Below are 23682 nucleotides of genomic sequence, written 5' to 3' on the forward strand. Positions count from 1 at the left end.
GCAGGCCCGCCGACGCCCCGACATCCTCGCCGAGAACGCACCGCGCCTCCCCCGCCCGGAGGCGGAGGAGGCGCGGATCAGCGGTCGGTCGCGGGGCGCCGGCTCACTCGCCGTTGGCGCGCGGGACGTCGGTCGGGCCGCCCTCGCCGGACGCCTCGGCCGGGTGGTCCACCGAGCCCTCCGACACCGTCTCCAGCGGCGGCATGTCAGGCAGCTCGGCGACCTTCTGGCCCTTGAACGTGAAGGTCGCGGCCGGACCGGACCCCTCGACGTCGACCAGCACGATCTGACCGGGGCCGACCTCGCCGTAGAGCATCTTCTCGGCGAGCACGTCCTCGATCTCGCGTTGCACCGTGCGGCGCAGCGGCCGGGCACCCAGCACCGGGTCGAAGCCCCGCTCGGCGAGCAGCTTCTTCGCGGCCGTGGTCAGCTCGATCTGCATGTCGCGGTCGCGCAGCCGGACCTCGACCGCGGCGATCATGTTGTCGACCATCGCCACGATCTGCTCCTCCGACAGCGGCGGGAAGACGATGATCTCGTCGACCCGGTTGAGGAACTCGGGCCGGAAGTGCTGCTTGAGCTCCTCCGACACCTTGCTCTTCATCCGCTCGTAGGAGCCCGCCTTGTCGCCGGCCTGGTTGAAGCCCAGGTTGATGCCCTTGGCGATGTCACGGGTGCCGAGGTTGGTGGTCATGATGATCACGGTGTTCTTGAAGTCGACCACCCGACCCTGCGAGTCGGTCAGGCGACCCTCCTCGAGGATCTGCAGCAGGCTGTTGAAGATGTCGGGGTGCGCCTTCTCCACCTCGTCGAAGAGGACCACGGAGAACGGCTTGCGCCGCACCTTCTCGGTGAGCTGGCCACCCTCCTCGTAGCCGACGTAGCCCGGAGGCGAGCCGAACAGCCGGGAGACGGTGTGCTTCTCGCCGAACTCCGACATGTCGAGCTGGATCAGCGCATCCTCGTCGCCGAAGAGGAACTCCGCCAGCGTCTTGGACAGCCAGGTCTTTCCGACGCCGGACGGGCCGGCGAAGATGAACGAGCCACCGGGACGCTTGGGGTCCTTCAGCCCGGCACGGGTACGACGGATCGCGCGGCTGAGCGCCTTGACCGCCTCGTCCTGGCCGATGACCCGCTTGTGCAGCTCGTCCTCCATCTTGAGCAGCCGGGTCGACTCCTCCTCGGAGAGCTTCACGATCGGGATGCCGGTCGCGACCGCCAGCACCTCGGCGATCAGCTCCTCGTCGACCTCGGCGACCTCGTCCATGTCACCGGCGCGCCACTGCTTCTCGCGCTCGGACTTGGCGAGGATCAGCTGCTTCTCCTCGTCGCGCAGGCGCGCGGCGGCCTCGAAGTCCTGGCCGTCGATCGCCGCCTCCTTGCGCTGGCGGACCTCGGCGATCTTGTCGTCGTACTCGCGCAGGTCGGCGGGCGCCGTCATCCGGCGGATCCGCAGCCGCGAGCCGGCCTCGTCGATCAGGTCGATCGCCTTGTCCGGCAGGAACCGGTCGGAGATGTAGCGGTCGGCGAGGGTGGCCGCGGAGACCAGCGCCTCGTCGGTGATGGTCACCCGGTGGTGCGCCTCGTAGCGGTCGCGCAGGCCCTTGAGCATCTCGATCGTGTGCGCGATCGACGGCTCGGCGACCTGGATCGGCTGGAAGCGGCGCTCGAGCGCGGCGTCCTTCTCGAGGTACTTGCGGTACTCGTCGAGCGTGGTGGCGCCGATCGTCTGCAGCTCGCCGCGGGCCAGCATCGGCTTGAGGATGGAGGCCGCGTCGATCGCGCCCTCGGCCGCGCCGGCGCCGACGAGGGTGTGGATCTCGTCGATGAACAGCACGATGTCGCCGCGGGTGCGGATCTCCTTGAGCACCTTCTTCAGGCGCTCCTCGAAGTCACCGCGGTAGCGGGAGCCCGCCACCAGCGCGCCCAGGTCGAGGGTGTAGATCTGCTTGTCCTTGAGCGTCTCGGGCACGTTGCCCTTGACGATGTCCTGCGCCAGGCCCTCGACGATGGTCGTCTTGCCGACGCCCGGCTCGCCGATCAGCACCGGGTTGTTCTTCGTGCGCCGCGAGAGGATCTGCATGACCCGCTCGATCTCCTGCTCGCGACCGATGACCGGGTCGAGCTTGCCCTCGCGGGCGTCCTGGGTCAGGTTGCGGCCGAACTGGTCGAGCACCAGGGACGACGACGGAGCGTCGCTGCCGCTGGCACCGGTCGCCGCGGCCGCCTGGCCGGACTCCTTGCCCTGGAAGCCGGAGAGCAGCTGGATGACCTGCTGGCGGACCCGGTTGAGGTCGGCGCCCAGCTTCTGGAGGACCTGGGCGGCCACGCCCTCGCCCTCCCGGATCAGCCCGAGCAGGATGTGCTCGGTGCCGATGTAGGAGTGCCCGAGCTGCAGCGCCTCGCGCAGGGACAGCTCCAGCACCTTCTTGGCGCGCGGGGTGAACGGGATGTGGCCGGACGGGGCCTGCTGGCCCTGGCCGATGATCTCCTCCACCTGGGCCCGCACGGCCTCGAGGCTGATGTCGAGGGACTCGAGCGCCTTCGCCGCGACGCCCTCACCCTCGTGGATGAGGCCGAGCAGGATGTGCTCGGTCCCGATGTAGTTGTGGGAGAGCATGCGGGCCTCTTCCTGGGCCAGCACGACCACCCGACGGGCTCGGTCTGTGAACCGCTCGAACACCTGTCGCTCCTCACGCTCACGGGGCTGTTCGTCAGGGGATACAACCCCGCAGACAGCCTACGCGTTCCCCCCAGGGCCTCCGCGCCGCTCCGCTGTGAGCGAACAGCCCGGGCGCCACGGCCCGGGACTAGGGCCCGCGGTGAGCTGGCGGGTCGGCGGGTGGCGTACGGCACCGTACGGTCACCCTCCCGCGCGGCCCTCCTCGCCGGGACGCACCAGCCCGTGCTCGTAGGCATGGACGACGGCCTGGATCCGGTCGCGCAGACCGAGCTTGCGGAGCACCTCGGCGACGTGGGACTTGACCGTCTCCGCCGAGATGTGGAGGTCGGCCGCGATCTCGGCGTTGGAACGGCCACGCCCCAGCTCGAGCAGCACCTCATGCTCCCGGGGCGTCAGCCCGTACGACGCCGACGAGGCCGACGACCCAGGCGACCCCGGCAGCACCGTGCCCCGCCGGGACGGCGCCCGGGCGAAGTCCTCCACGAGCCTGCGGGTCACGTTCGGTCCCAGCAGCATCGATCCGTCGGCGACGAGCCGCACGCCCTCGACCAGGCGCTCGGCCGTGACGTCCTTGAGCAGGAAGCCGCTGGCGCCGGCGCGGATGGCCTCGAAGACGTAGTCGTCGAGGTCGAAGGTGGTGAGCACCAGGACGCGGGTCGCGAAGCCGTCGGTGATCCGCCGGGTCGCCTCGATCCCGTCCATGACCGGCATCCGGACGTCGACCAGCGCGACCTCGGGCTCCTCCGCAGCCACCAGCGCCACCAGCTCGGCCCCGTCGCAGGCCGTCCCGACGACCTCCATGTCCGGCTGGGCCGCGAGCAGCGCGGCGAACCCGGCGCAGATCACCGGCTGGTCGTCGGCCACCACGACCCTCATCCGGCGGCACCCGCGGGGACCGACGCGGTGAGCTGCAGCTCGTGGTCGACGACCCGCACGTCGAGCGTGCCACCGATCGACGTGACGCGCTCCCGCATCCCGGCGAGCCCACCTCCCTCGGACAGGCGGGTGACGACCGCCGGGTCGGCCACCCGGTTGCTCACCTCGATCAGCAGCACCGGCCCGACCGGCTCGGTCCGGAGGCGGACCTCCTGGCCGGGGGCGTGCCGGCGCGCGTTGGTCAGCGCCTCCTGCACGACGCGGTAGGCGACGTACCCGGCGGTCGGCGGCACGCCCGACAGGTCAGCGGGCGTCCAGGCCACGCGGTCACCGACGGCCGTCGACTGCGCCACCAGGGCGGCGATGTCGGAGGCTGTCGGCTGGGGCCCCAGCTCCGGGTCCTCGGCCGACCGTCGGAGGACGCCCAGCACACTGCGCAGCTCGGTGAGCGCCCTGCGGGCGTCACCGGCGATCTCGGCCAGCAGCTCCCGCGCGGGAGGCGGCAGGTCGGGCACCGTGTAGGGGCCGGTCTCGGCGCGCACCGCGATCAGAGAGACGTGGTGGGCGACGACGTCGTGCAGGTCCCGGGCCAGTCGGGCACGCTCGTCGACGACCGCGGACGTGCGCTCGACCTCGGCGGCCCGCGCCTCCAGGCCCGCGGCCCGGCGCTCCCCCAGCACCGACTGCCGCATCCACCAGGCGAGTCCGAGGAGGGCGGCGATGACCACCGCGTAGGCCGCAGCCATCGACAGCGCGACGCCGTCGTAGGAGCGGATCGTGTAGCCGTCGGGCAGCAGCATCGCCGACTCGCCGAGCGCGCAGTGCACCACCGGGACCAGCGCGAGGGAGCCCGCCACCAGGCCCTGTCGAGGCCGCTCCCACATCCCGACCATGCCGGCGCCGACCAGGGCGACGACCAGGCCGAACGGCCACGAATCGGTGAAGGGCACCGCCACGAAGAAACCGAACGGCAACAGCCCGACGCCGGCGGCGACCGCCGGCCACCGGAGTGCCACCAGCGGCACCGCGGCCCAGACCAGCGCGATCATGCCCGGCACCGACACCAGCCGGGCCGCGAACGAGCGGGGCCCCAAGTACGCCTCGGGGTCCGTGGGGTGCCACGGGACCGACATGGTGAACCAGAGGGCGCCGAGGGCCGCGACCCCACCCAGCAGGAGGAACCGGACCGGGACGGCGGCCAGCGCCTGCTTCGTCGTGCTCATGCGCTCACGATCCACGCGGGCGGGGGCCGGTCACCACCCCCGCCCGAGGGAAGTCGACGTCCCCCGCGGGAGGGGGAGGCGACGTCAGTTGGCCGACTCGAAGGCCTCACGCACCTCGGCCGGGATCCGGCCGCGCTCCGGCACCTTGTAGCCGTTGGAGCGGGCCCACTCGCGGATCTCCTTCGCCGAGGTGCCGGCGTTGGCGGAGCCGGACCCGGACGAGCCGCGGCCGCGCCGACCGCCGCCGCTGCCCCGCCCGGCCTTCCGGGCGTGGCCGAGGTACGGCGCCAGGGCGTCGCGCAGCTCGGAGGCGTGCTTGTCGTTCAGGTCGATCTCGTAGCTGGTGCCGTCGAGGCCGAACATCACCGTCTCGGTGGCCTCGCTGCCGTCGATGTCGTCGACCAGCACGATGTGCACCTTCTGCGCCATCAGGAATATCTCCTATCAAGGGATTATGGTGGGCGCGGCCCGAGGACCCGCACCGCTGATAATGGCACACCGGAAAACGATGAAATGCGCAGGGTTCGCCCGCCGACCGATATTCCGCGGTAAGTCGGCGGCTATTTCACCGCTGGTTGCGCGAGAACACCTTCTCCAGGCCGAGCAGCGTCAGCCACGGCGCGTGGTCGGTGAAGCTTCGACACTCCTCGACGACGAGCGGCGCCAGGTATCCGGTGGCGATCACGCGGACGTCCTCGGCGGGGCAGCCCAGCGCCGCGACGAGCCGGTCGACCATCCCCTCCACCTGGCTGGCCACACCGAAGACCATGCCCGACTGCAGGGCCTCCACGGTGTTCTTGCCGATCACACCGCGCGGACGCACCAGCTCCACCATCCGCAGCTGGGCACCTCCGCGGCTGAGCGCCTCCAGGGAGATCTCGATGCCCGGTGTGATCGCGCCACCGACATAGCGGCCCTGGTCGTCGACCACGTCGAAGGTGGTGGCGGTCCCGCCGAAGTCGACGACGATCGCCGGACCGGAATAGTCCGCCGCCGCCGCGAGCGCGTTGACGATGCGATCGGTGCCCACCTCCCGCGGATTGTCGACCAGAATCGGCACTCCGGTGCGAATGCCGGGCTCGACGATCACCTGCGGGGCGTCGGGAAAATGCCGCGCCAACATCTCCCGCCAGGCATTCAGCACCGACGGCACGGTGGCGCACACGGCTATTCCCGAGACGTCCTCGAGCCGACTACCGAGCAGCCCCCGGATCAGCACCGCCCACTCGTCGGCGGTCCTCCGCTCGTCGGTGGCGACCCGCCAGTCGGCCCGCACCTCGCCGTCGTCGACGAGCCCCAGCACCGTGTGCGCGTTGCCGATGTCGGCGGCGAGCAGGCTCATCGCGGTCAGGCCCCGTCGGCCGGACGAAGGTCCATGCCGAGGTCGAAGACCTCGACGGAGTGGGTCAGCGCGCCGACGGAGATGTAGTCGACGCCGGTGCGCGCCACGTCGCGGGCCCGGTCGAGGGTGAGCCCCCCGGACGCCTCGAGGGTCGCGCGGCCGCCGGACCGCTCGTTGATCCGCACCGCCTCGGCCATCGTCTCGACGGACATGTTGTCCAGCAGGATCTCGGTGCACCCGGCGTCGAGCAGCTCGCGGAGCTGGTCGAGGTCGGTGACCTCCACCTCCACCCGCAGGTTCGGGTAGGCCTCCCGGACCGCCCGGTAGGCCGGCACGACACCGCCCGCGGCGAGCACGTGGTTGTCCTTGACCATCGCCCGGTCGGAGAGGCTGAACCGGTGGTTGACGCCACCACCGCAGGTCACGGCGTACTTCTGGAGCGCGCGCAGGCCCGGCAGCGTCTTGCGCGTGTCGAGCACCCGCGCCCGGGTGCCCTCGAGCGCGGCCACCCACGCCGCGGTGGCGGTGGCGATGCCGGACAGGTGGGAGGCGAGGTTGAGGGCGGTGCGCTCGCCGGTCAGCAGGCCGCGCGTGCTGCCGGCGACCGTCAGCACCGCGTCGCCGGGCGCCACCCGCGCGCCCTCCGCGGCCCGTGCGGGGACCTCGACGTCGTCGCCGAGGACGACCCGGAACACCAGCTCCGCGACCGCGAGCCCGGCGACCACGCCCTCCGCCCGGGCGTTGAAGTCGGCGATCCCCCGTTGAGCCGCCGGGATCGTCGCCGCGCTCGTGACGTCCTCGGTCGGGACGTCCTCGTGCAGCGCCGCGACCACCAGGTCGTAGGTCTCGCGCGGGTCGAGCCCGCTGTCGGCGAGCTCCTGGAGGAGCTCACCGGGGAGGGCGGCGTACGGCGTGGTCCTCAGGGTCATCGGTGGCCCTCCTGCGGCTGGGACGGGTCGGTCGCCGGGGCCGGCGCGAACGTGACCGTGGTGACGCCGTCGGCCATCCGGGCGTCGAAGTGGCCGGCCCAGCGCGCGTCGTCGCGGTCGGGGAAGTCCTCGCGCCAGTGGGAGCCGCGGGTCTCCTGGCGCAGGGCCGCCGCATCGGTGAGCGCGGCACTGATGGTGAGCAGGTTGGTGGTCTCCCAGGCCTGCTGGTCGACCACCTCGGTGGTGCGGTGGGAGAGCTTGTCGAGCCGCTCGGCGGCTTCCCCCAGGCCGGGGGCCGACCGGAGCACCCCGACCAGCGACGTCATCGTCTCCTGCAGCTCGGGTCGCACGTCGCCGGCCACCAGCCCCGCCGTACGACGGTCCGCGGACGGCTCCCGCCACGGCAGCAGCTCGCCGGGCAGCACCTCGGCGATCCGCCGGGAGAAGACCAGCCCCTCGAGCAGGGAGTTGGAGGCGAGCCGGTTGGCGCCGTGGACGCCGGAGCAGGCGACCTCGCCGGTGGCGTAGAGGCCGGGAACGTCGGTGCGGCCGTGCAGGTCGGTGCGCACCCCGCCCGAGGCGTAGTGGCACGCCGGCGCAACCGGGATCAGCGAGGTGACCGGGTCGACGCCGTGGGAGCGGGCGGTGGCCAGGATCGTGGGGAACCGGCGCTCCCAGAACCGCGCGACCCGCGCCTCCCGGTCCGCGTCGCCGGCCCCGTCGGCCCCATTGGCCCCGTCGGCACCCAGGTGCCGGGCGTCGAGCCACATGTGCGGCCGGCCGGTCTCCAGCATCCGCTTCATGATCGCCTTGGCCACCACGTCGCGCGGGGCCAGGTCGGCGAGCGGGTGCACGCCCTGCATGAGCCGGTGGCCCTCGTGGTCGACGAGGAACGCGCCCTCGCCCCGCACGGCCTCCGAGATCAGCGGCTGCTGGCCGTGGGAGTCGGGACCCAGGTACATGACCGTCGGGTGGAACTGCACGAACTCCAGGTCGCGCAGCGTCGCGCCGGCGCGGAGCGCCAGCGCCATGCCGTCCCCGGTCGCCACGGCGGGGTTGGTGGTCTGCGAGAACACCTGCCCGAGGCCGCCGCTGGCGAGGACGACCGCCCGGCACAGGACGGCACCGACGCCGTCGCGCTCGCCCTCCCCGATCACGTGGAGGGTCAGCCCCGCGACACCGGTGACCCCCGCCTCGTCCTCGCCGAGCAGCAGGTCGACGGCCAGCGCGTGCTGGATGACCTCGATGTCCGGCGCGGCCGCGACGGCGGCGATCAGGGCGCGCTGGATCTCCGCCCCGGTCGCGTCGCCGCCCGCGTGGGCGATCCGGTCGCGGTGGTGGCCGCCCTCGCGGGTCAGCGAGAGGACGCCCTCGGCGGTGTGGTCGAAGTTGGTGCCGAGCGCGATCAGCTCGTGCACGGCAGCGGGACCCTCGGTGACCAGCGCCCGCACGGCGTCGGGGTCGCAGGCGCCGGCGCCCGCCACGAGGGTGTCCACCTCGTGCTCCTCGGGAGTGTCCTCGGGACCGAGTGCGGCGGCGATGCCGCCCTGTGCCCACTGCGTGGAGCCGGCGTTGAGCACGTCCTTGGTGACCACCAGGACCTTATCGACGTGCTCCCGCAGCCGCAGCGCGGCGGTGAGCCCCGCGATGCCCGACCCGACGATCACCACGTCGGCCCGGGTCGTCCAGCCCGGGCCGGGCGCGGTCAGCCGCCCGGGCAGGCGGCGTACGGCGGCCGCCGGGGCGGCGCTCCCGCCCGTCGGGGAGGTCGCCCGGCGACCCTCACGCGGTCCTGGCATCCCTGCAGGCTAGCGATCGAACGGCTCAGGAGGTCGCGGTGACGTCGCCGCGGGACAGCGTCGGGTCGCCGAAGGTCTCCGCCGGGTCGAACCCGGTGGCCATGATCTTGTTGTCGGCGTCGACGAACACGACGTGGGGCTGGTGGGCCTTGGCCTCCTCGGTGGTCATCTGGCCGTAGCCGATCAGGATGACGAGGTCACCGGGGTGCACCAGCCGGGCGGCGGCGCCGTTGATCCCGATCACGCCGCTGCCCCGCTCGCCCGCGATCGTGTAGGTCTCCAGGCGGGCACCGTTGTCGATGTCGACGATGTGCACGAGCTCGCCCGGCAGCAGGTCGGCGGCGTCGAGCAGGTCCTCGTCCACGGTCACCGACCCGACGTAGTGCAGGTCGGCCTGGGTGACCGTCGCCCGATGGATCTTGCTCTTCATCATGGTGCGCAGCATCAGCTGTCTCCCTCGTTGTTGACGGTGCCCGCCCCAGCGGATGCTGCGGTCGAGCCCTTGGTGGTGACGTCGGAAAGCAGGGTGATCGGGAGGTTGTCGATGAGCCGGGTGGAGCCGACCCGGCCGGCGATCAGCGCCCGCGCCTCCGTGCCGGGTGGCGGGTCCGCCGGCAGCTCCGCGAGGTCGGGGGCCAGCACGGTGAAGTAGTCGAGGTCGACACCCTCGGCCCGGCGGAGCTCGGCCCGGCCCGCGGCGATGGCGGAGTCCAGGCCCTCGCCCGCCGCGGCCTCGCGCGCGGCGAACAGCACCCGGCTGAGCGCGACGGCCTGCCGCCGCTGCTCCGGGTCGAGGTAGCGGTTGCGGCTGGACCGGGCCAGGCCGTCGGGCTCACGGTCGGTGGGGGCACCGACGATCTCGATGCCGAGGCACAGGTCGGCGACCATCCGGCGGATCAGCACCAGCTGCTGGTAGTCCTTCTCGCCGAACACCGCGACGTCGGGTCGGACCAGTCCGAACAGCTTGGCGACCACGGTCAGCACCCCGCGGAAGTGCCCGGGCCGGGTGGCGCCCTCCAGGACGTCCCCGAGCGGGCCCGGGGCAACGGTGACGGCGCCGCTGGCCGTGCCCGGGTGGGGGACGCCGTCGGGGTACATCTCCGCGACGACGGGCGCGAAGACCACCGCGACGCCCTCGCGACCGCACAGGTCGAGGTCCTCCTCGAACGTCCGTGGGTAGCGGTCGAGATCCTCAGTCGGCCCGAACTGGAGCGGGTTGACGAAGACCGACACCACGACGACGCCGTCGGCTCCGGCCCGCTCCCGCGCCAGCCGGATCAGGCTGGCGTGGCCCTCGTGCAGCGCGCCCATCGTCGGCACGAGCACCACCGGCCGGCTGCTGTGCGCGAGCAGGCGGCCGAGCTCCTCCCGGGTGCGCGCGACGGCCGGCCGGTCCGTCCGGCGTTGGTCGGGGGAGCCGAGCGCCGGGGCGTCCGCGAGGTTCACGCCCGGCGCTCCTCGAGGTGTACGACGCGGCGCGGGCCGTGGGCGGCCAGCAGCTCGGCGATGCGGCGGGCGCGGATCGGCAGCAGCCGCCCGTCGGTGACCGCGCGGTCGAGCGTGGCCCAGGCCATCGCGACGTACGACGAGAGTGTGTCGGGGGCGTTGGTCTCGATGTCGGCGAGGTGGGCCGCGACCGTCTGCACGTCGCCGCGGACGATCGGGCCGGTCAGCGCGGCGTCGCCGTGCGCCAGCGCGTTGTCGAGCGCGGCGTCGAGCAGCGGCCGCAGCGTGCCGGACGGGTCGTCGACCCCGGCGGCGGCCAGCAGACCCATCGCCTCGCTGACGAGGGTGACGAGGTGGTTGGCGCCGTGGGCGAGACCGGCGTGGTAGAGAGTCCGCATCTCCTCGGGCACCCAGGTCGGGCGGCCGCCGAGGTCCGCGACGAGGCCCTCGGCCAGCGACCGCTCGGCGTCTCCCGCGGTCAGCCCGAAGACGCAGCCACTGAGCCGCTCCAGGTCGACGTGGGTGCCGGTGAACGTCATGGCGGGGTGCAGCGCGACGACCCGCGCGCCGACGGCCGCGGCCGGGGCAAGCACCGCCAGCCCGTGCCGGCCGGACGTGTGGGCGACGACCTGGCCCGGACGGAGGGCGCCGGAGTCGGCCAGCACCTGCACCACGTTGGGCAGCATGTCGTCGGGCACGGTCAGCAGCAGCAGGTCCGCCGCACGGGCCACGTCGCTGGGCTTGCGCAGCGGCACGCCGGGCAGCAGCTCGGCCGCACGGCGGCGCGAGGCGTCGGACTCGCCGGCTGCTGCGACGACGGGGTGACCGGCCGCCTGGAGGCCGGCGGCCAGGACGGCGCCGACGCGACCGGCGCCGACGACGCCCACCTGCAGAGGGTGGGTCATCTTGAACCTTTCGTTCCAGTCCCTCCGACCACTCCCGCGGGAGCCGGTGTGGGTACCGGACGTTGTGCTCATTCCGAGTGCCCGGGGTTCCGGGCGACCTCAACGGTACGCGGCCCCGCAGCGGGTCGGTACCGGACCGCCCGGTGGGCTGCGTCACAGCCCGCGCCGGAACGGCGCCCGGGCCGGCCGGCAAGTAGCCTGTGACCCGCCCGCCTGCGAGCGGCGGCGGGCCGCTCACCCCTTCGGAAGGACCGCACCAGGATGTCGACACCCGTGAAGAACGTGGCCGTGCTCCTCGCTGGAGGCGTCGGCAGCCGGGTGGGCCTGGACATCCCCAAGCAGCTGATCAAGGTCGCCGGCAAGACCCTGCTCGAGCACACCCTGATCGCGCTCCACGAGCACCCCGACGTCGACGAGGTCGTGGTGATGATGACGCCGGGGCACACCGACGCGGTCCGCGACATCACCCGCGGCGGCGGCTACCCGAAGGTCACCGGCATCCTCGAGGGCGGCGAGACCCGCAACGCCACCACCCAGCGGGCGATCGACCACCTCCTCGGGACCGCGGGCGGCGCCGAGGTGCGGATCCTGCTCCACGACGCGGTCCGGCCGCTGGTGACGCCCCGGATCATCGGCGAGTGCTTCGAGGCGCTCGAGTCCTATCCCGCCGTGGACGTCGCCATCCCGTCCGCCGACACGATCATTGAGGTGGCGGAGGACAACACCATCCGCAGCATCCCGCCGCGGGCGTCGCTGCGCCGCGGCCAGACGCCGCAGGCCTTCCGGCTCGAGGTGCTCGCCGAGGCCTACCGGAAGGCGGCCGCGGACCCCGCCTTCACCGCGACCGATGACTGCACCGTGGTCCTCCGCTACCTCCCCGACCAGCCGATCATCGTGGTCCACGGCGACGAGCGGAACATGAAGGTCACCGAGCCGATCGACGTGTTCATCGCCGACAAGCTGTTCCAGCTCACCGGCATCGACCTCCCCCGCTCCCTGAGCGAGGAGGGCTACCGCGACGCGCTCGCCGGCAAGACCATGGTGGTCTTCGGCGGCAGCTACGGCATCGGCGCCGACATCGCCGAGCTCGCGGCGTCGTACGGCGCGAAGGTGGTGACGTTCAGCCGGTCGACCACCAACACCGACGTCGGGCGGCGCGCCGACGTCGCGGCAGCGGCCAAGCAGGCACTGGAGGGCACCGGGTCCGTCGACTTCGTTGTCAACACCGCCGGCGTGCTGCCGCGGGGCGAGCTCCTCGACACCAGCGAGGAGACCATCTACGCCGCCACCGAGATCAACTACATGGCGCCGATCTTCATCGCCCAGGAGTTCTTCCCCCACCTGGCCGCGACCCGGGGGGCGCTGCTGCTGTTCACGTCGAGCTCCTACACCCGCGGGCGCAGCGGCTACAGCCTGTACTCCTCGGCCAAGGCCGCCACGGTCAACCTCACGCAGGCGCTCGCCGACGAGTGGGCGGACGCCGGCGTGCGGGTCAACTGCATCAACCCCGAGCGCACCGCGACGCCGATGCGCACCAAGGCGTTCGGCCAGGAGCCGCCGGGCACCCTGCTCGACTCCCAGACCGTGGCACGCACCTCGGTCGACGTGCTGCTCTCCGACCAGAGCGGCCATGTCTACGACGTGCGGAAGGACGACCCCTTCACCCTCGGGGACTGAGTCCTGCCACCTCGCGCGCCATAACGTGCCACCTCGCGCGCCATAACGTGCCACCTCGCGCGCCGGAACCTGCCACCTCGCGCGCCGAAACCTGCCACCTCGTGGGTCAGCGGCGGGCGATGACGCGGGCCAGGACCGGGTCCTCGCCCTTGTACGGCGACAGCCCGGTGCCCTCCTCGTCGTGGAGCACCGTCCAGCCGCGGCGACGGAGGTCGGCGAGGAACTCCCCCGCGTCCTGGAAGCGGCGGTAGTGGCCGCCGTGGACGTGGCGCTGGTCGGCGTCCAGGGCGGTGCGGAACTCCGCCGCGAACAGGTCGCCGGGGCGGCTGCAGGCGTCGATGGCGTCCAGCAGGGTGCGCTGGGTCTCCTCGTTGATCGCGTGGAGGAAGAAGCGCAGGTAGAACGCGGTGGGCTCGTCGCGGTCGGCGAGGGTCGCCAGCGCGGCGGCGAGCTCGGCGCGGTCGGACACGTCGCAGGTGCGGAACGTGGTGTCGGCCAGGCCGAGGGCGGCCGCCTTCTTCGTCGCGTGCTCGATGCCGACCGGTGACTGGTCGAGCCCCAGCACCCGGCGGCCGGCCGAGCCGAAGGCGCACGCGTCGCGGCCGTCGCCGCAGCCGATGTCGATGACGGTGTCGGGCAGCCCGGGATAGCGCTGCACGAACTCGAAGAACGTCGAGCCCTGGGTGTACTCGGTGCGGGCGTAGAAGTTGGCCCAGTAGACCTTCGTGCGGTGCTCGGGGGTGAACGCGCCGTCGGTCGCGGCGTCGGTGCGGTCCAGCGCCCAGTTGAAGCCGGGCTTCGGCAGCCGCCAGTCGTCGCCGTACAGGTGGCGCACGGTCTCCTCGGCGGTGACCGGCACCAGCACCCGGCCGCCCGCGAAGTCGATCTCCTCCGTGCCGCGCCAGTCGGCGGCGGTCAGCGTCGTCGTGCCGGCGATGCCGAAGGGGAACCGCCAGCGACCGTTCTCGTCGTGGAAGGTGTGGAAGATGTCGATCCGGTTGTCGGGGTTGCCGCGGTCGGCGATGTGCAGGCACGCCACCATGCACTCGACCTCGTAGCCGGCCTCGATCAGCGCGACGCCGATCTCCACGAGCTCGGCGGCGGCCGCGGCCCCGGTCGTCTCCCGCGAGATGTACGACGCGTCGAAGTCGACGTCGTGCCCGATGAAGCCGCCGTCGCGGATCGCGCCGAGCAGCGTGCCGTAGACGACGAACAAGTCGTAGCCGAACCGGTCGGCCAGGAGCGCGCGGACCCGCGCGTAGAGGTCCAGCACGTCGGCCTGCCACTGCCGGTCGAGGCGCTTGGAGAGCTGGATGTCGCCGTGCTGCGACAGCACGTAGCCCTCGTCGAGGCGGGCCTGGAGGTCCGCGGGCGTGTGGGCGCCGCTCCTCGGTGGGTTGAGGTACATGCCGTGGCTGACGATGGGCAGCGGGTCGCCGCCGGCCCGGACGGTGATCCGGGTGTGCCGGGCGGCGTACGCCCACAGGTCGTGGATCCGGAAGGAGAAGGTGCGGACCTGGCGCGCGCTGTTGCGCCGGTGGTCCTTCGGGCTCGGCATCATCCGCGGGATCGTCGGCAGCTCGATCCCGACCTCGCGGTCCGGCTGGTGGCTGACGCCCACGACCGGGACGTCGGGCGTCGCGTAGGTGGAGGCGAGCCGGACCGGGCCGACGTACAGGTCGATCCGGGTCGGCGGCGCGGCCGGGTCGACCGACACCCAGCCGATCACGGTCCGTCGGGTGAACAGCTCCACGACGCCGGGGATCCGCTCCGGACGCGGCTCGGGCGCCGCGGGCGCACCCTGCGCCCGGACCATGCGGCGCAGGCGGCCGCCGGCCCGGCGGAGGGTGCTGCGGGCCGTCACAGGCGGACCACGTGCACCTTGCTGCGACGCTCCAGGCGGAAGCCGTCACGGCCGGTGAAGTAGTCGTCGACGGCCTTGCGGCAGCCGGACCAGTGGAAGTAGTCGTCGAGGACGATCCGGCCGCCGGGGACGAGCAGCGGCGAGATCCGCTCCAGACAGACCATCGTGGAGTCGTACCAGTCGCCGTCGAGATGGGCGAAGGCCACCGGCTGGTCGCCGAGGTCGATGGTGTCCTCGAAGAGGCCCTGCACGAGGTCGACGCTGTGCGCGGCCACCTCGACGCCGTGCCGGGCGAACGACTCGGTGACCTCGGCGTAGAGGTCGTCGCGGTAGCCGTAGTAGGTCTCGCCGCCGACGCCCTTGGACTCCCCCGCCTTGATCTTCTCGTAGCGCTTGTGGATGTCCTCGCCGTCCTTCTCCGACGGCTCGGGGATCATGCCGAACACGTCGTAGACCTTCATCGGGCGAGCGGGGTCCTTGGCCGCGGCCATCGCGATCGCCGACCCGCCCCGAGCCGTCCCCGCCTCGATGATCAGGCCCTCCAGGCCCGCCCTGTCGGCGTACGCCGTCGCGCGGGCCAGCACGCGGAGGTCGGCCACGCTGAGGTAGCTGAGGTGCTCGGCGCGGACGCCGTGGATGACCTCCATCACCCTGGCGTCGAGCTCGAGGTCGGGGTGCGGGTCGCGCAGCGAGCTGCGGGTGCGGACCAGCTCCTCCTTGAGCTCGGCGTTGCTGGCCTTGAGCTCCTCGACCTTCTCCGCGAGCTTGCGGTTGCGCTGCCGGGCGGCGTGCAGCTCCTCGGGTCGCGGGCCGTCCGTGGTGAGGCGGGCCTTGACCCGCTGGGCCTTGCCCGCGGCCCGCTTGAGGACGTTGTCGCTCATGCCTTGCTCCTGCTGTCGTGGTCCGGCGCCAGCCGGACGAGGGCCGGGTCGGTCACGGCGGACCGCTCGGGGATGACGTTCCAGCGCTCGGGCAGCACCACGCGCTCGGGACCGATCTCGGCGTGCAGCGCCCCGCGGTAGGTCAGCCCGAACCGCTCGATGCCGGACGCCAGCGTGGGCAGCAGGTCGCGCTCCCGCGCCTGCGCGGCGTCGACCACGAGCACGTCGACGTCGAAGGCCGCGAAGTCGAAGGCGTGCCGCTGGTGCACGGTACGGCGCAGCTCGGCCGCACGGTCGGCCCGGTCCGCCACCTTGGTCTCCCCCAGCCGGCGGGCGGCCGCGTGGACGACGTGGAAGCCGCTCACCATGGTGGTGGTGCCGAGTGCCGACGGCGCGGCGAGCAGCCGCCCGTCGAGCTCGGTGGCGGCGAGCCCGGCGAGATCCTCGGCGAGTACGCCGTTGGGCGGCAGGACGACGTAGCGGCCGACGTCGGAGAGCAGCGCCGGGGCGACCAGCCGGTCGAGCTCCCCGGCCGGCACCTTGGTGCCGTCGGGCCGCACCAGGTCGTCGCCGAGCCCGGTGAGGTCGACGTCGGCGAGGGTGACGCCGCGGCGCGCCAGCTCGTCGACCCGGAGGTCCAGGCCGCGGTGCAGCACCCAGACGTGCACCGGTGCGGAGGTGTGCCGGGCGATCGACGCCACCAGGCGCCGCAGCAGCGGACGCTGCCCCTTGCGGAGATGGACCACGGCGTGGACCGCGTCCGCGGGCACGGCGGCCGGCGTGCGCACCGCCCGCTCGGCCACCGCAGCGGGCAGGGTCGTCCGCAGCGGCTCGGCGGCGGCGGGCGCCTCGAGCCGGGCGCGCGCCCGGGCCACGAGCGGCTCGGTGAGCTCCCGCCACTTCGCGTAGACCTCGTCGACGGGGGCGCCGGAGAGGGCGAGGCCGAGGACCGGCTCGAGCAGCGCGTCGATGCCGTCGCGGATGGTCGCGAACTGCTCGTCGTCGAGCGGGTGGAGCCCGACGAAGCGCGGGTCGGCGAGGTTGCCCGGCCGGAAGTCGATGTCGATGCCGACGCTGCGGCCGGGCAGGTAGGCGTGCAGCCGCGACGTGACCATGGCGCGGTGGTTGCTGCGGTAGCGGTCGAGCATCTCGACCGCGATGTCCATGTTCCGGACGAAGGGCGTGAACCGCACGACGTCGGCGCTCTGCCGGTAGAGCGGCGACCCGATCGGCACCTTCGAGGAGTCGACGTCGACGTAGCCGGTCAGGGCGTCCTCGGGCGGCGGCGTCGGCAGGTCGGGGAAGAGCGTCGTCACCGTCGTGGTGAGGCAGCCGGAGAAGAACGCCGGGACCCCGGCGGAGAGCAGCACGTCGACGGTGGTGTGGTCACGGCAGCCGATGGGCGCGTACTGCTTGAGGTAGTCGATCGCCTCCGGCGTCAGCATCTCGCGCTGGTTGATGTGGAAGGAGACGAAGAGCGGCCGCAGGTTCTTGTGGAAGGGGAACCCGTAGCGCATCCCGAAGATGGGGTGCATGTACCACCCGAAGCCGAGCATCCAGGTGTCCGGCGGGATCTCCTGGTACATCGACGCGTCGCGCTCGAGCGTCATCAGCTGCACGGTGCCGGAGACACCGTGCCGGACCCGGTCGGGCCGCACCCGGGCGGCCAGCCGGTCGGCGAGGTCGACCAGGCCGGGCTCGCCGGTGAAGGTGAGGTCCTGGTGCTTGAGCACGTGGCCCAGCGACGCGACGGTCTGCACGTGGTCGCCGATGTTGGCCGAGGCGCGGGCGCGGCCGGGATGGCCGTAGTCGACGACCGCGTAGGACACCGTGCCGGCGGGCGCGGCGGGCGCGTCCGGCGACTCGTTGGACGCCGCGACCCAGCTGCGCAGCCAGTCGCGGGACTGGACCACGAACTTGTCGACGCCGTCGCGGGCCGGGGTGCCCACCGACTCGTCGAGCCGGGCCCACAGCTCGCGCGCGAGCTCCTGGTCGCCGTACCCGAAGACGCGGGAGCACAGCGCCAGCCACGCGTCCGCCGGGACGTACGACGGCGCGTCGGCCGCCAGGGCGCGGAGCTCGCGGCGCGCGGACTCGGGGTCGACCGTGAGACCGGAGCGGGCATAGGCGTCGGCCGCCTGCACCGCCCAGGTCTCCCGGGGCAGGCCGCGGAGCAGGGCCCAGGCGCGCTCGAGGTAGCCGGACGCCTCGGCCGCGAGGCCACCCTGCAGGTCCGGACCGCCCACGATCACCGGGATCGGCGGAACGACGCGGACCTGCGGCGTCACGGACTCGACCGCCGCCCGCGAGGGGAGCAGACGGCGTACCAGACGACGGGCCGATACCGCCATGGACTCCTCCACCGAGTCGGGGAAAACGCGTGCGCCGAAACCCTACACAGCGCCGGATCCGGGCTCGCCTATGCTCCCTCGCATGGCTGCTGGTGAGAATGCTGCGGGCGGGTCGACAGCGATCGAGATGCCCGACGGGGTCTACCTGACCCTGTGCGACAGCGTGCGGGCCAGCGCCGGCGGGCAGACCCGGGCGATGATCATGCGCAGCCGGTTGATCACGCGGCACACGGGCATCCCGACGACGGTGCTGACCACCGACATGAAGCCGGTCTACCCCGAGCAGCGGGAGCGGCTCACCGAGCAGGGCGCGCTCATCGACGGCATGCGGCTGCTCAACGTCTACGAGTGGTACCGCGACGAGAAGCTGCGCGACGAGGAGCCGAGCGACGAGGCCCGCCTGCTGGGCGACCGGCTCCCGGAGCTCCCGGGGGTCGACCGGACCCGCGACGAGCCGCATCCCGACGGGACGGTCTACTACACGCAGTACTTCCGCGACGAGCAGCAGGAGGTCGCCCGCGACTACCGCCGCGCGGACGGCAGCGTCTACCTCCGGGTGCCCGCCGGACCGCTCGCGGACAAGTACCCGCTCACGCCGTTCGTCCTGGTCGGCCACGACGGCCAGCCCCTGCACGCCTGGCCGAAGATCGGCGGCTGGCACTGGCACTGGCTCGACTGGCTGGCGGGGGACGCGGAGCGCGTCTTCGTGGTCACCGACTCCCGGTTCGCGCTCGGCCGGATCCTGCCCCGCACCGACCCGCGCTTCTACCTGCTGCACCTGATCCACAACAACCACACGGTGGGACAGCGGCGCTGGGACTCCACGCTGTCCCCCGACTACGCGCCCCTGTTCAACCGGGTCAAGCAGCTGGACGGCCTGGTCACCCTCACCGAGCGGCAGTCGCAGGACGTCGCGCAGCGGTTCGGGCCGACGAGCAACCTGTTCGTGGTGCCGAACCCGGTGGAGCTGCCCGACCTCCCCGACCCGATGCCGGAGCGCGAGCGTGCGGCCTTCGTCATCGTCTCGCGCCTGGAGAAGCAGAAGCGCCTCCACCACGCCGTCGAGGCGTTCGCGAAGGTCGTCAAGCAGCGGCCCGAGGCCACCCTGCGCATCTACGGGCACGGCAAGCTCGAGCGGGAGCTGCAGGCGCAGATCGACTCGCTCGGCGTGGGCGACAAGATCAGGCTGATGGGGTTCGACCCCGACGCCAAGCGCGAGCTGCTCACCGCGACCGGCTTCCTGATGACCAGCACCCACGAGGGCTACCCGCTCGCGACGCTGGAGTCGATGGCGTTCGGCTGCCCGGTGGTGAGCTACGACATCAAGTACGGCCCCCGCGACCAGATCACCGACGGGGTCGACGGGTTCGTCGTCCCCGCCGAGGACATGGACGCCGTCGCCGATCGGTGCATCCGGATGATCGACTCGCCCGAGCTGGTTCGCGAGCTCTCCCGCAACGCGCTGCTGAAGGCCGCCGACCACGACTGGCGCCGGTTCCTGAGGGACTGGCGGCACGCGTTCGAGACGGCCGTCGAGCAGCGCTGGTGGCGGCTGCGCGAGGCCTCCGCGCACCTCGAGGTGCACCGGCTGCTCGTCGGCCGGCCGGCGGGCTTCAAGATGCGCCGCGCCGCGGCCCGACTGGTGCCCGGAGCCCGGCTGCGGACCGCCTCGGGCGTGGTCGGGACCGGCGACGAGGTCGACTTCTACGCCACCCTGACGGTGCGTGGCGACTGGCGCAAGCACGCCATGGACCGCCGGGTGATCACCCTGGACGCCGTGTGCACCGAGACCGGTGACGTCGTCTCCCTGCCGATCAGCGACGAGTCGCCCGATCGCGGGGTGTTCCGGCTCTCCTCGCGGTTCTCCCTCGGACAGGTCTTCGAGGGGCTGCCGCCCGAGGCGCGGTCGCTGCGCCTGCGGCTGCGGTTCACCGCCAACAACTGGTCGTGGCAGACCGACCTCCACCGTCCCGGCCGGGACCGCCCGGACCTCGAGGTGTCGTTCGGGCCCGACGACGTGGTGCACGTCCAGCGCCGCTGAGCGCGGCGGGTCCGCGGGCGCCGGCCGGTCGGGCTAGGCGAAGAAGCGCTCGACCACCCGACGGGCGGCGTGGCCGTCCTGGAGGTAGTTGTACGTGTCGTGGAACCGGGCGAGGTCGGGCGCGCAGCGGCGGGTGAGGCCCGGGAGGTCGCGGAGCAGCCGGACCGCCTCGTCCGCGGTGTCGACCAGCGGCCCCGGGGCCGAGTCGCGGAAGTCGTAGAGGAACCCGCGGACGCCGCCCACGTAGCTGTCCAGGTCGGGCACCAGGAAGATCATCGGCCGCATGGTGAGCGCGAAGTCGAACCGCAGCGAGGAGTAGTCGAGGACCGCGGCGTCCGCGGCCAGGATCAGGTGGTTGATCTCCGGGTAGTCGGTCACGTCGAGGAACCGGGCGGTGCCGGCCCGGTTGAGCGGCGAGGACCCCGGGGAGTGGAACCGGTGGCCGCGCATCAGGAGCACGTAGTCGGGTCCGAGCGCGCGGCTCGCGGCCTCGAGGTCGAGGTGGTGGACCATCTCCGCGTTGCCCCAGCTGCTGGCGAGGTCGTCGCGCCACGTCGGCGCGTAGAGCACCACCTTCTGGCCGCGCTTGATGCCGAGGCGCCGGCGGGTGTCCGTCCGAACCTCCTCGGCGCGCTCCGACACCAGCAGGTCGTCGCGCGGGTAGCCCTCGCTGAGGATGGGCCCGTCGTAGGCGTACTCCCGGCGGTAGTGCTCGTCCATCTCCGGGGCCGGCGTGAGGATCAGGTCCCACTCGCCGGAGGTGCGCTCCAGCTCCATCTGGATGCGCCGCGGCGTGTAGTGCTTGGCCCGCCACATGCGCAGTCCCATCGACTTCGCGGGATAGCCGTGGAAGGTCTGCAGCAGCCGCTGGCCGGGCCGGCGGTCGAACCAGCGTGGCGGGTCGACGTTCATGCACAGGTACTTCGCCGACGCCAGCACGCGGTAGTACTCACGACTGTTGATCACGACCGGCACGCCGCCCTCGGGCACCCACGACGGCGAGCCGATCACGCCCCAGTAGAGGGTGAGGTCGGGTCGCGTGCGCCGCAGCTCCTCGTGGATGGCGAGCTGGCTGTCGGTGGCCGACGCGCCACCGTAGGACTGGAGGTAGACGGCCTGCTCGTCCAGGGCGATCTCGCCCTCGCGCGACCACTGCTCGAGCTGCGCCTGGGCGTAGGGCCCGCGCTCGTCCCCGGTGAGCGGCCGGGTGAGCTCGATGCCGCAGTCGCGGGCGGCGCGGACGACCCGGGCGGCGTACCTGCCGCCGATCATGAAGCGGTGCAGCTGGTCGACCGCGCGCTCCCCGAGCAGCGCCCGGGTCTCCTGGCCACCGTCCCGGACGGTGAACCAGTACCACCCGTGCGGGACCGGCGTCTCGCCGAGGCCCCACGGGTCGGTCACCAGCCGGAACCGGGCGCGCACCACTCCCGCGCCGGCGGGCTCCATGACCGCCTCGGGCGCCGCCTTCGCCCCGACGAGTTCGAGGCGGGCGCCGGCCGGCGGGCGCGCAGCGAGCCAGCGACCGGAGACCGTGACGTCGAGGTCGTCGACGGCGACCTCGTCGACGACGAACAGGTGGTGGGCGTCGCGGAGCTCCACCATGCCGGCGGCGTCGCGGGTCGCCACGACGTCGCCACCCCCGACGCCGAGCCACTGGTCGGGCGACTCCGGCCAGGCCACCGGGTGCTGGCGGCCGTCGGCGGTCAGCGCGTGCAGCGACCAGCGCCGCTGCGTCGCCGCCGCGGCCGGGAGCACCAGCCGGAACGCCAGGCCGTCGCGATCGCGGGTCACCTCCGACCGGGCCTGCTGGCTTCCCAGGACCGCTCGTACGGCGACCACGGGGACGCCGGCGGGATCGAGCACCCCGGAGACCGACCGGCCGTCGACGGCGAACGAGCGGAGCCGCGGACCGACGTCGGGCTGCACGGTCAGGCCGACGGCGGTCGAGGGCGGGGTGAATCCCACGACGGCACCGGCGGCGCGGCGCGGCGCCAGATGGTTCTGGCCGAGGAACCCGGCCGACGCCTGGTCGTCGACCATCGTGATCGGGCCGGAGCGGGTCACGCCGTCGACCGTGAGGGTCACCTCGACGGACCAGGTGCGGCCAGCGTCGGCGAGCCCCTGCTCCTCGGTGAGCGCCACCAGCTCGGCGACCGGGACGGTGGCGACGAAGGCCCCCCAGGAGAAGTCCTGGTAGCGGCGGCCGCCCTGGTTGCCGCGCCAGTCCCGCTCCTGGCGGACCGGCAGCTCCAGCCGCCGGCCGCTCCCGCGGTCGACCAGGGCGCACTCGACCGTCGGCAGGCCGGTCATGTGGACGAAGTCGATCGCCGAGAGCACCAGCAGCTCGATCCGCTCGGGAGCGACCCACCGCACCTCGCGCAGCGTCGCGCGGAGCCGCGTCTCGTCGGCGGTCATCTCGTAGAGCTCCGGCGGGACGCCCAGCTTCTCGTCGTCGTGGAACGGCAGCTGGGCCCAGACCCTGCCGTCGCGCACAGCCGTCGGCCGGTTGCCGGCGGCGAAGATCCGCTCGGCCACCAGCTGCTCGAGCTCGGCACGGTGGTCGTGCTGCAGCAGCCACAGCTTGACCCGCGACTCCGCGGAGAGGGTGGACCACACGTGGGCGTCGGCCGCCGCGAGCAGCATGCTGACGTGGTCGCGCAGCGTCGTCCACTGCCGGTCGTCGGCGCGCTCCACGTCGGCGACCAGCGGCTGCACCGCCGCGTCGAGCACGCCCCACAGCCACCAGTCCCGCACCGGGGGCAGCCCGAGTGCCTCCACCTCCCGCCAGGTGCGCTCGTGGCGCTCGATCCAGTCGGCGAGGCCGCTGAGGACGTCGGGCGTGGTGCCCAGACCGACGCCGTCCTGACGCCCGGTGGGGACGTAGGTCCACTCCTTGAGCAGGTCGAAGGTGGTCGCGGAGCGGAGCAGCCCGACCGCCACGTCGGTGCCGCTCGGAAGGCCGTCGGTGAAGCGGATCCCCGCGTCATCCCAGAGCCTGCGCGCGAACAGCTTGTTGCCGATGCCGAGGTCGGTGATCGCGACCGGCGACCGCTCGAGCGTGGTGCGGCGCAGGTCGACGTGGTGCGCGGCGTCGTACGGCGAGTCCGGGACCCGGCCCTCGGCAGCGGGCTCCTTCATCCGTCCGACCACAAGCGGGGAGCCCGACTCCTCGTGCGCCGACACCAGCCGGCTGATGCTGCGGGGCAGCAGGTCGTCGCCTCCGGCGACGACCAGGACCAGCTCCGCGCGGGCGGCGGCCACACCGGCGTTGCGGGCCGCGGCCAAGGACCCCTCCTCCCGCCGCCGCACCCGGATCCGCCAGTCCTCCGCGGCATGCCGCCGCGCCACGGCGAGCACCCGGTCGTGCCGCCCGTAGGGCACCACGACGATGTCGAGGTTGCGGTGGAGCTGGGCCCGGAGCGCCTCCAGCAGGGGACCGATCCGCGTGGTCTCCTCGTCACTGACGGGCAGCACGACCGTGACCAGCGGACCGGAGAAGTCGCTCCGGAAGCGTCGGGTCACCCGGCCGACGGGTCCCCGCATCCGCCCGGGCGCCGACTTGGCGAGCCGGATCAGTGCCTGCTGGGTGCGGACGCGGTCGTAGGCCAAGAGGGTCGGTGTCCTTCGGTCGGTCGGCGAGGGGAGCGAACGGCCGATCCTAACTT

At 72.9% G+C, this 23682-nt stretch carries 16 protein-coding genes; 2 read left to right on the forward strand and 14 right to left on the reverse strand.

Translation table 11 applies throughout. The features are described from left to right. Nucleotides 1–103: 103 nt before the first annotated feature. From ACPOLA_RS10635 to ACPOLA_RS10680, 10 genes are all read right to left on the reverse strand, one after another. Nucleotides 104–2683, reverse strand: a complete 2580-nt coding sequence (locus ACPOLA_RS10635) for an ATP-dependent Clp protease ATP-binding subunit (RefSeq protein WP_435770399.1) — start codon at nucleotides 2681–2683, stop codon at nucleotides 104–106. A gap of 180 nt (nucleotides 2684–2863) precedes the next feature. Beyond that, complete coding sequence (locus tag ACPOLA_RS10640; protein ID WP_435770400.1) at nucleotides 2864–3559, reverse strand: response regulator; 696 nt, start codon at nucleotides 3557–3559, stop codon at nucleotides 2864–2866. Then, nucleotides 3556–4782 carry a sensor histidine kinase gene (locus tag ACPOLA_RS10645; protein WP_435770401.1) on the reverse strand — a complete coding sequence of 409 codons (1227 nt, stop codon included), beginning with the start codon at nucleotides 4780–4782 and terminating at the stop codon, nucleotides 3556–3558. The genes ACPOLA_RS10640 and ACPOLA_RS10645 overlap by 4 nt, the downstream gene beginning before the upstream one ends. Before the next feature lie 84 nt (nucleotides 4783–4866). Then, complete coding sequence (locus tag ACPOLA_RS10650) at nucleotides 4867–5211, reverse strand: histone-like nucleoid-structuring protein Lsr2 (RefSeq protein WP_435770402.1); 345 nt, start codon at nucleotides 5209–5211, stop codon at nucleotides 4867–4869. Nucleotides 5212–5347: 136 nt separating this feature from the next. Then, nucleotides 5348–6124, reverse strand: coding sequence for a type III pantothenate kinase (locus tag ACPOLA_RS10655; RefSeq protein WP_435770403.1), 777 nt, complete (start codon nucleotides 6122–6124; stop codon nucleotides 5348–5350). 5 nt (nucleotides 6125–6129) lie between these two features. Beyond that, the gene (gene nadC, locus ACPOLA_RS10660) at nucleotides 6130–7053 is read right to left on the reverse strand and encodes a carboxylating nicotinate-nucleotide diphosphorylase (protein WP_435770404.1); all 924 of its coding nucleotides are present in this window, start codon (nucleotides 7051–7053) and stop codon (nucleotides 6130–6132) included. After that, a complete protein-coding gene (locus ACPOLA_RS10665; protein WP_435770405.1) occupies nucleotides 7050–8852 on the reverse strand; it encodes an L-aspartate oxidase in 1803 nt (600 codons plus the stop codon). The genes nadC and ACPOLA_RS10665 overlap by 4 nt, the downstream gene beginning before the upstream one ends. A 25-nt stretch (nucleotides 8853–8877) precedes the next feature. Then, nucleotides 8878–9297: an aspartate 1-decarboxylase gene (gene panD / locus ACPOLA_RS10670; protein WP_435770406.1), complete on the reverse strand. Its 420-nt coding sequence runs from the start codon at nucleotides 9295–9297 to the stop codon at nucleotides 8878–8880. Further along, nucleotides 9297–10298: a pantoate--beta-alanine ligase gene (panC, locus tag ACPOLA_RS10675; RefSeq protein WP_435770407.1), complete on the reverse strand. Its 1002-nt coding sequence runs from the start codon at nucleotides 10296–10298 to the stop codon at nucleotides 9297–9299. Before panC ends, panD begins: the two co-directional genes overlap by 1 nt. After that, on the reverse strand, nucleotides 10295–11203 hold the full coding sequence (locus ACPOLA_RS10680; RefSeq protein WP_435770408.1) for a Rossmann-like and DUF2520 domain-containing protein: 909 nt from the start codon (nucleotides 11201–11203) through the stop codon (nucleotides 10295–10297). The genes panC and ACPOLA_RS10680 overlap by 4 nt, the downstream gene beginning before the upstream one ends. Nucleotides 11204–11464: 261 nt before the next feature. Between ACPOLA_RS10680 and ACPOLA_RS10685 the strand changes: the two genes are divergently transcribed. Beyond that, entirely contained in the window at nucleotides 11465–12880 is a 1416-nt protein-coding gene (locus ACPOLA_RS10685) for an SDR family NAD(P)-dependent oxidoreductase (protein WP_435770409.1), read from the forward strand. Nucleotides 12881–12986: 106 nt separating this feature from the next. Here ACPOLA_RS10685 and ACPOLA_RS10690 read toward each other — a convergent pair whose 3' ends face one another. The 3 genes from ACPOLA_RS10690 to ACPOLA_RS10700 are packed head-to-tail and all read right to left on the reverse strand — an operon-like array spanning nucleotide 12987 to nucleotide 17976. After that, nucleotides 12987–14744, reverse strand: coding sequence for a class I SAM-dependent methyltransferase (locus ACPOLA_RS10690; RefSeq protein ID WP_435770410.1), 1758 nt, complete (start codon nucleotides 14742–14744; stop codon nucleotides 12987–12989). Next, nucleotides 14741–15625 carry a TylF/MycF/NovP-related O-methyltransferase gene (locus tag ACPOLA_RS10695; RefSeq protein WP_435770411.1) on the reverse strand — a complete coding sequence of 295 codons (885 nt, stop codon included), beginning with the start codon at nucleotides 15623–15625 and terminating at the stop codon, nucleotides 14741–14743. Before ACPOLA_RS10695 ends, ACPOLA_RS10690 begins: the two co-directional genes overlap by 4 nt. After that, the gene (locus ACPOLA_RS10700; protein WP_435770412.1) at nucleotides 15622–17976 is read right to left on the reverse strand and encodes a hypothetical protein; all 2355 of its coding nucleotides are present in this window, start codon (nucleotides 17974–17976) and stop codon (nucleotides 15622–15624) included. The genes ACPOLA_RS10695 and ACPOLA_RS10700 overlap by 4 nt, the downstream gene beginning before the upstream one ends. Before the next feature lie 82 nt (nucleotides 17977–18058). Here ACPOLA_RS10700 and ACPOLA_RS10705 point away from each other — a divergent pair, with 82 nt between their 5' ends. Then, nucleotides 18059–20017 (forward strand): glycosyltransferase, encoded by a 1959-nt coding sequence (locus ACPOLA_RS10705; RefSeq protein WP_435770413.1) that lies wholly within the window; start codon nucleotides 18059–18061, stop codon nucleotides 20015–20017. Nucleotides 20018–20050: 33 nt separating this feature from the next. Here ACPOLA_RS10705 and ACPOLA_RS10710 read toward each other — a convergent pair whose 3' ends face one another. Beyond that, nucleotides 20051–23626, reverse strand: a complete 3576-nt coding sequence (locus ACPOLA_RS10710; protein ID WP_435770414.1) for a bifunctional glycosyltransferase/CDP-glycerol:glycerophosphate glycerophosphotransferase — start codon at nucleotides 23624–23626, stop codon at nucleotides 20051–20053. Between the last annotated feature and the right edge of the window lie 56 nt (nucleotides 23627–23682).

Source organism: Nocardioides proteolyticus (genome assembly GCF_051280635.3).
Lineage (GTDB): Bacteria > Actinomycetota > Actinomycetes > Propionibacteriales > Nocardioidaceae > Nocardioides.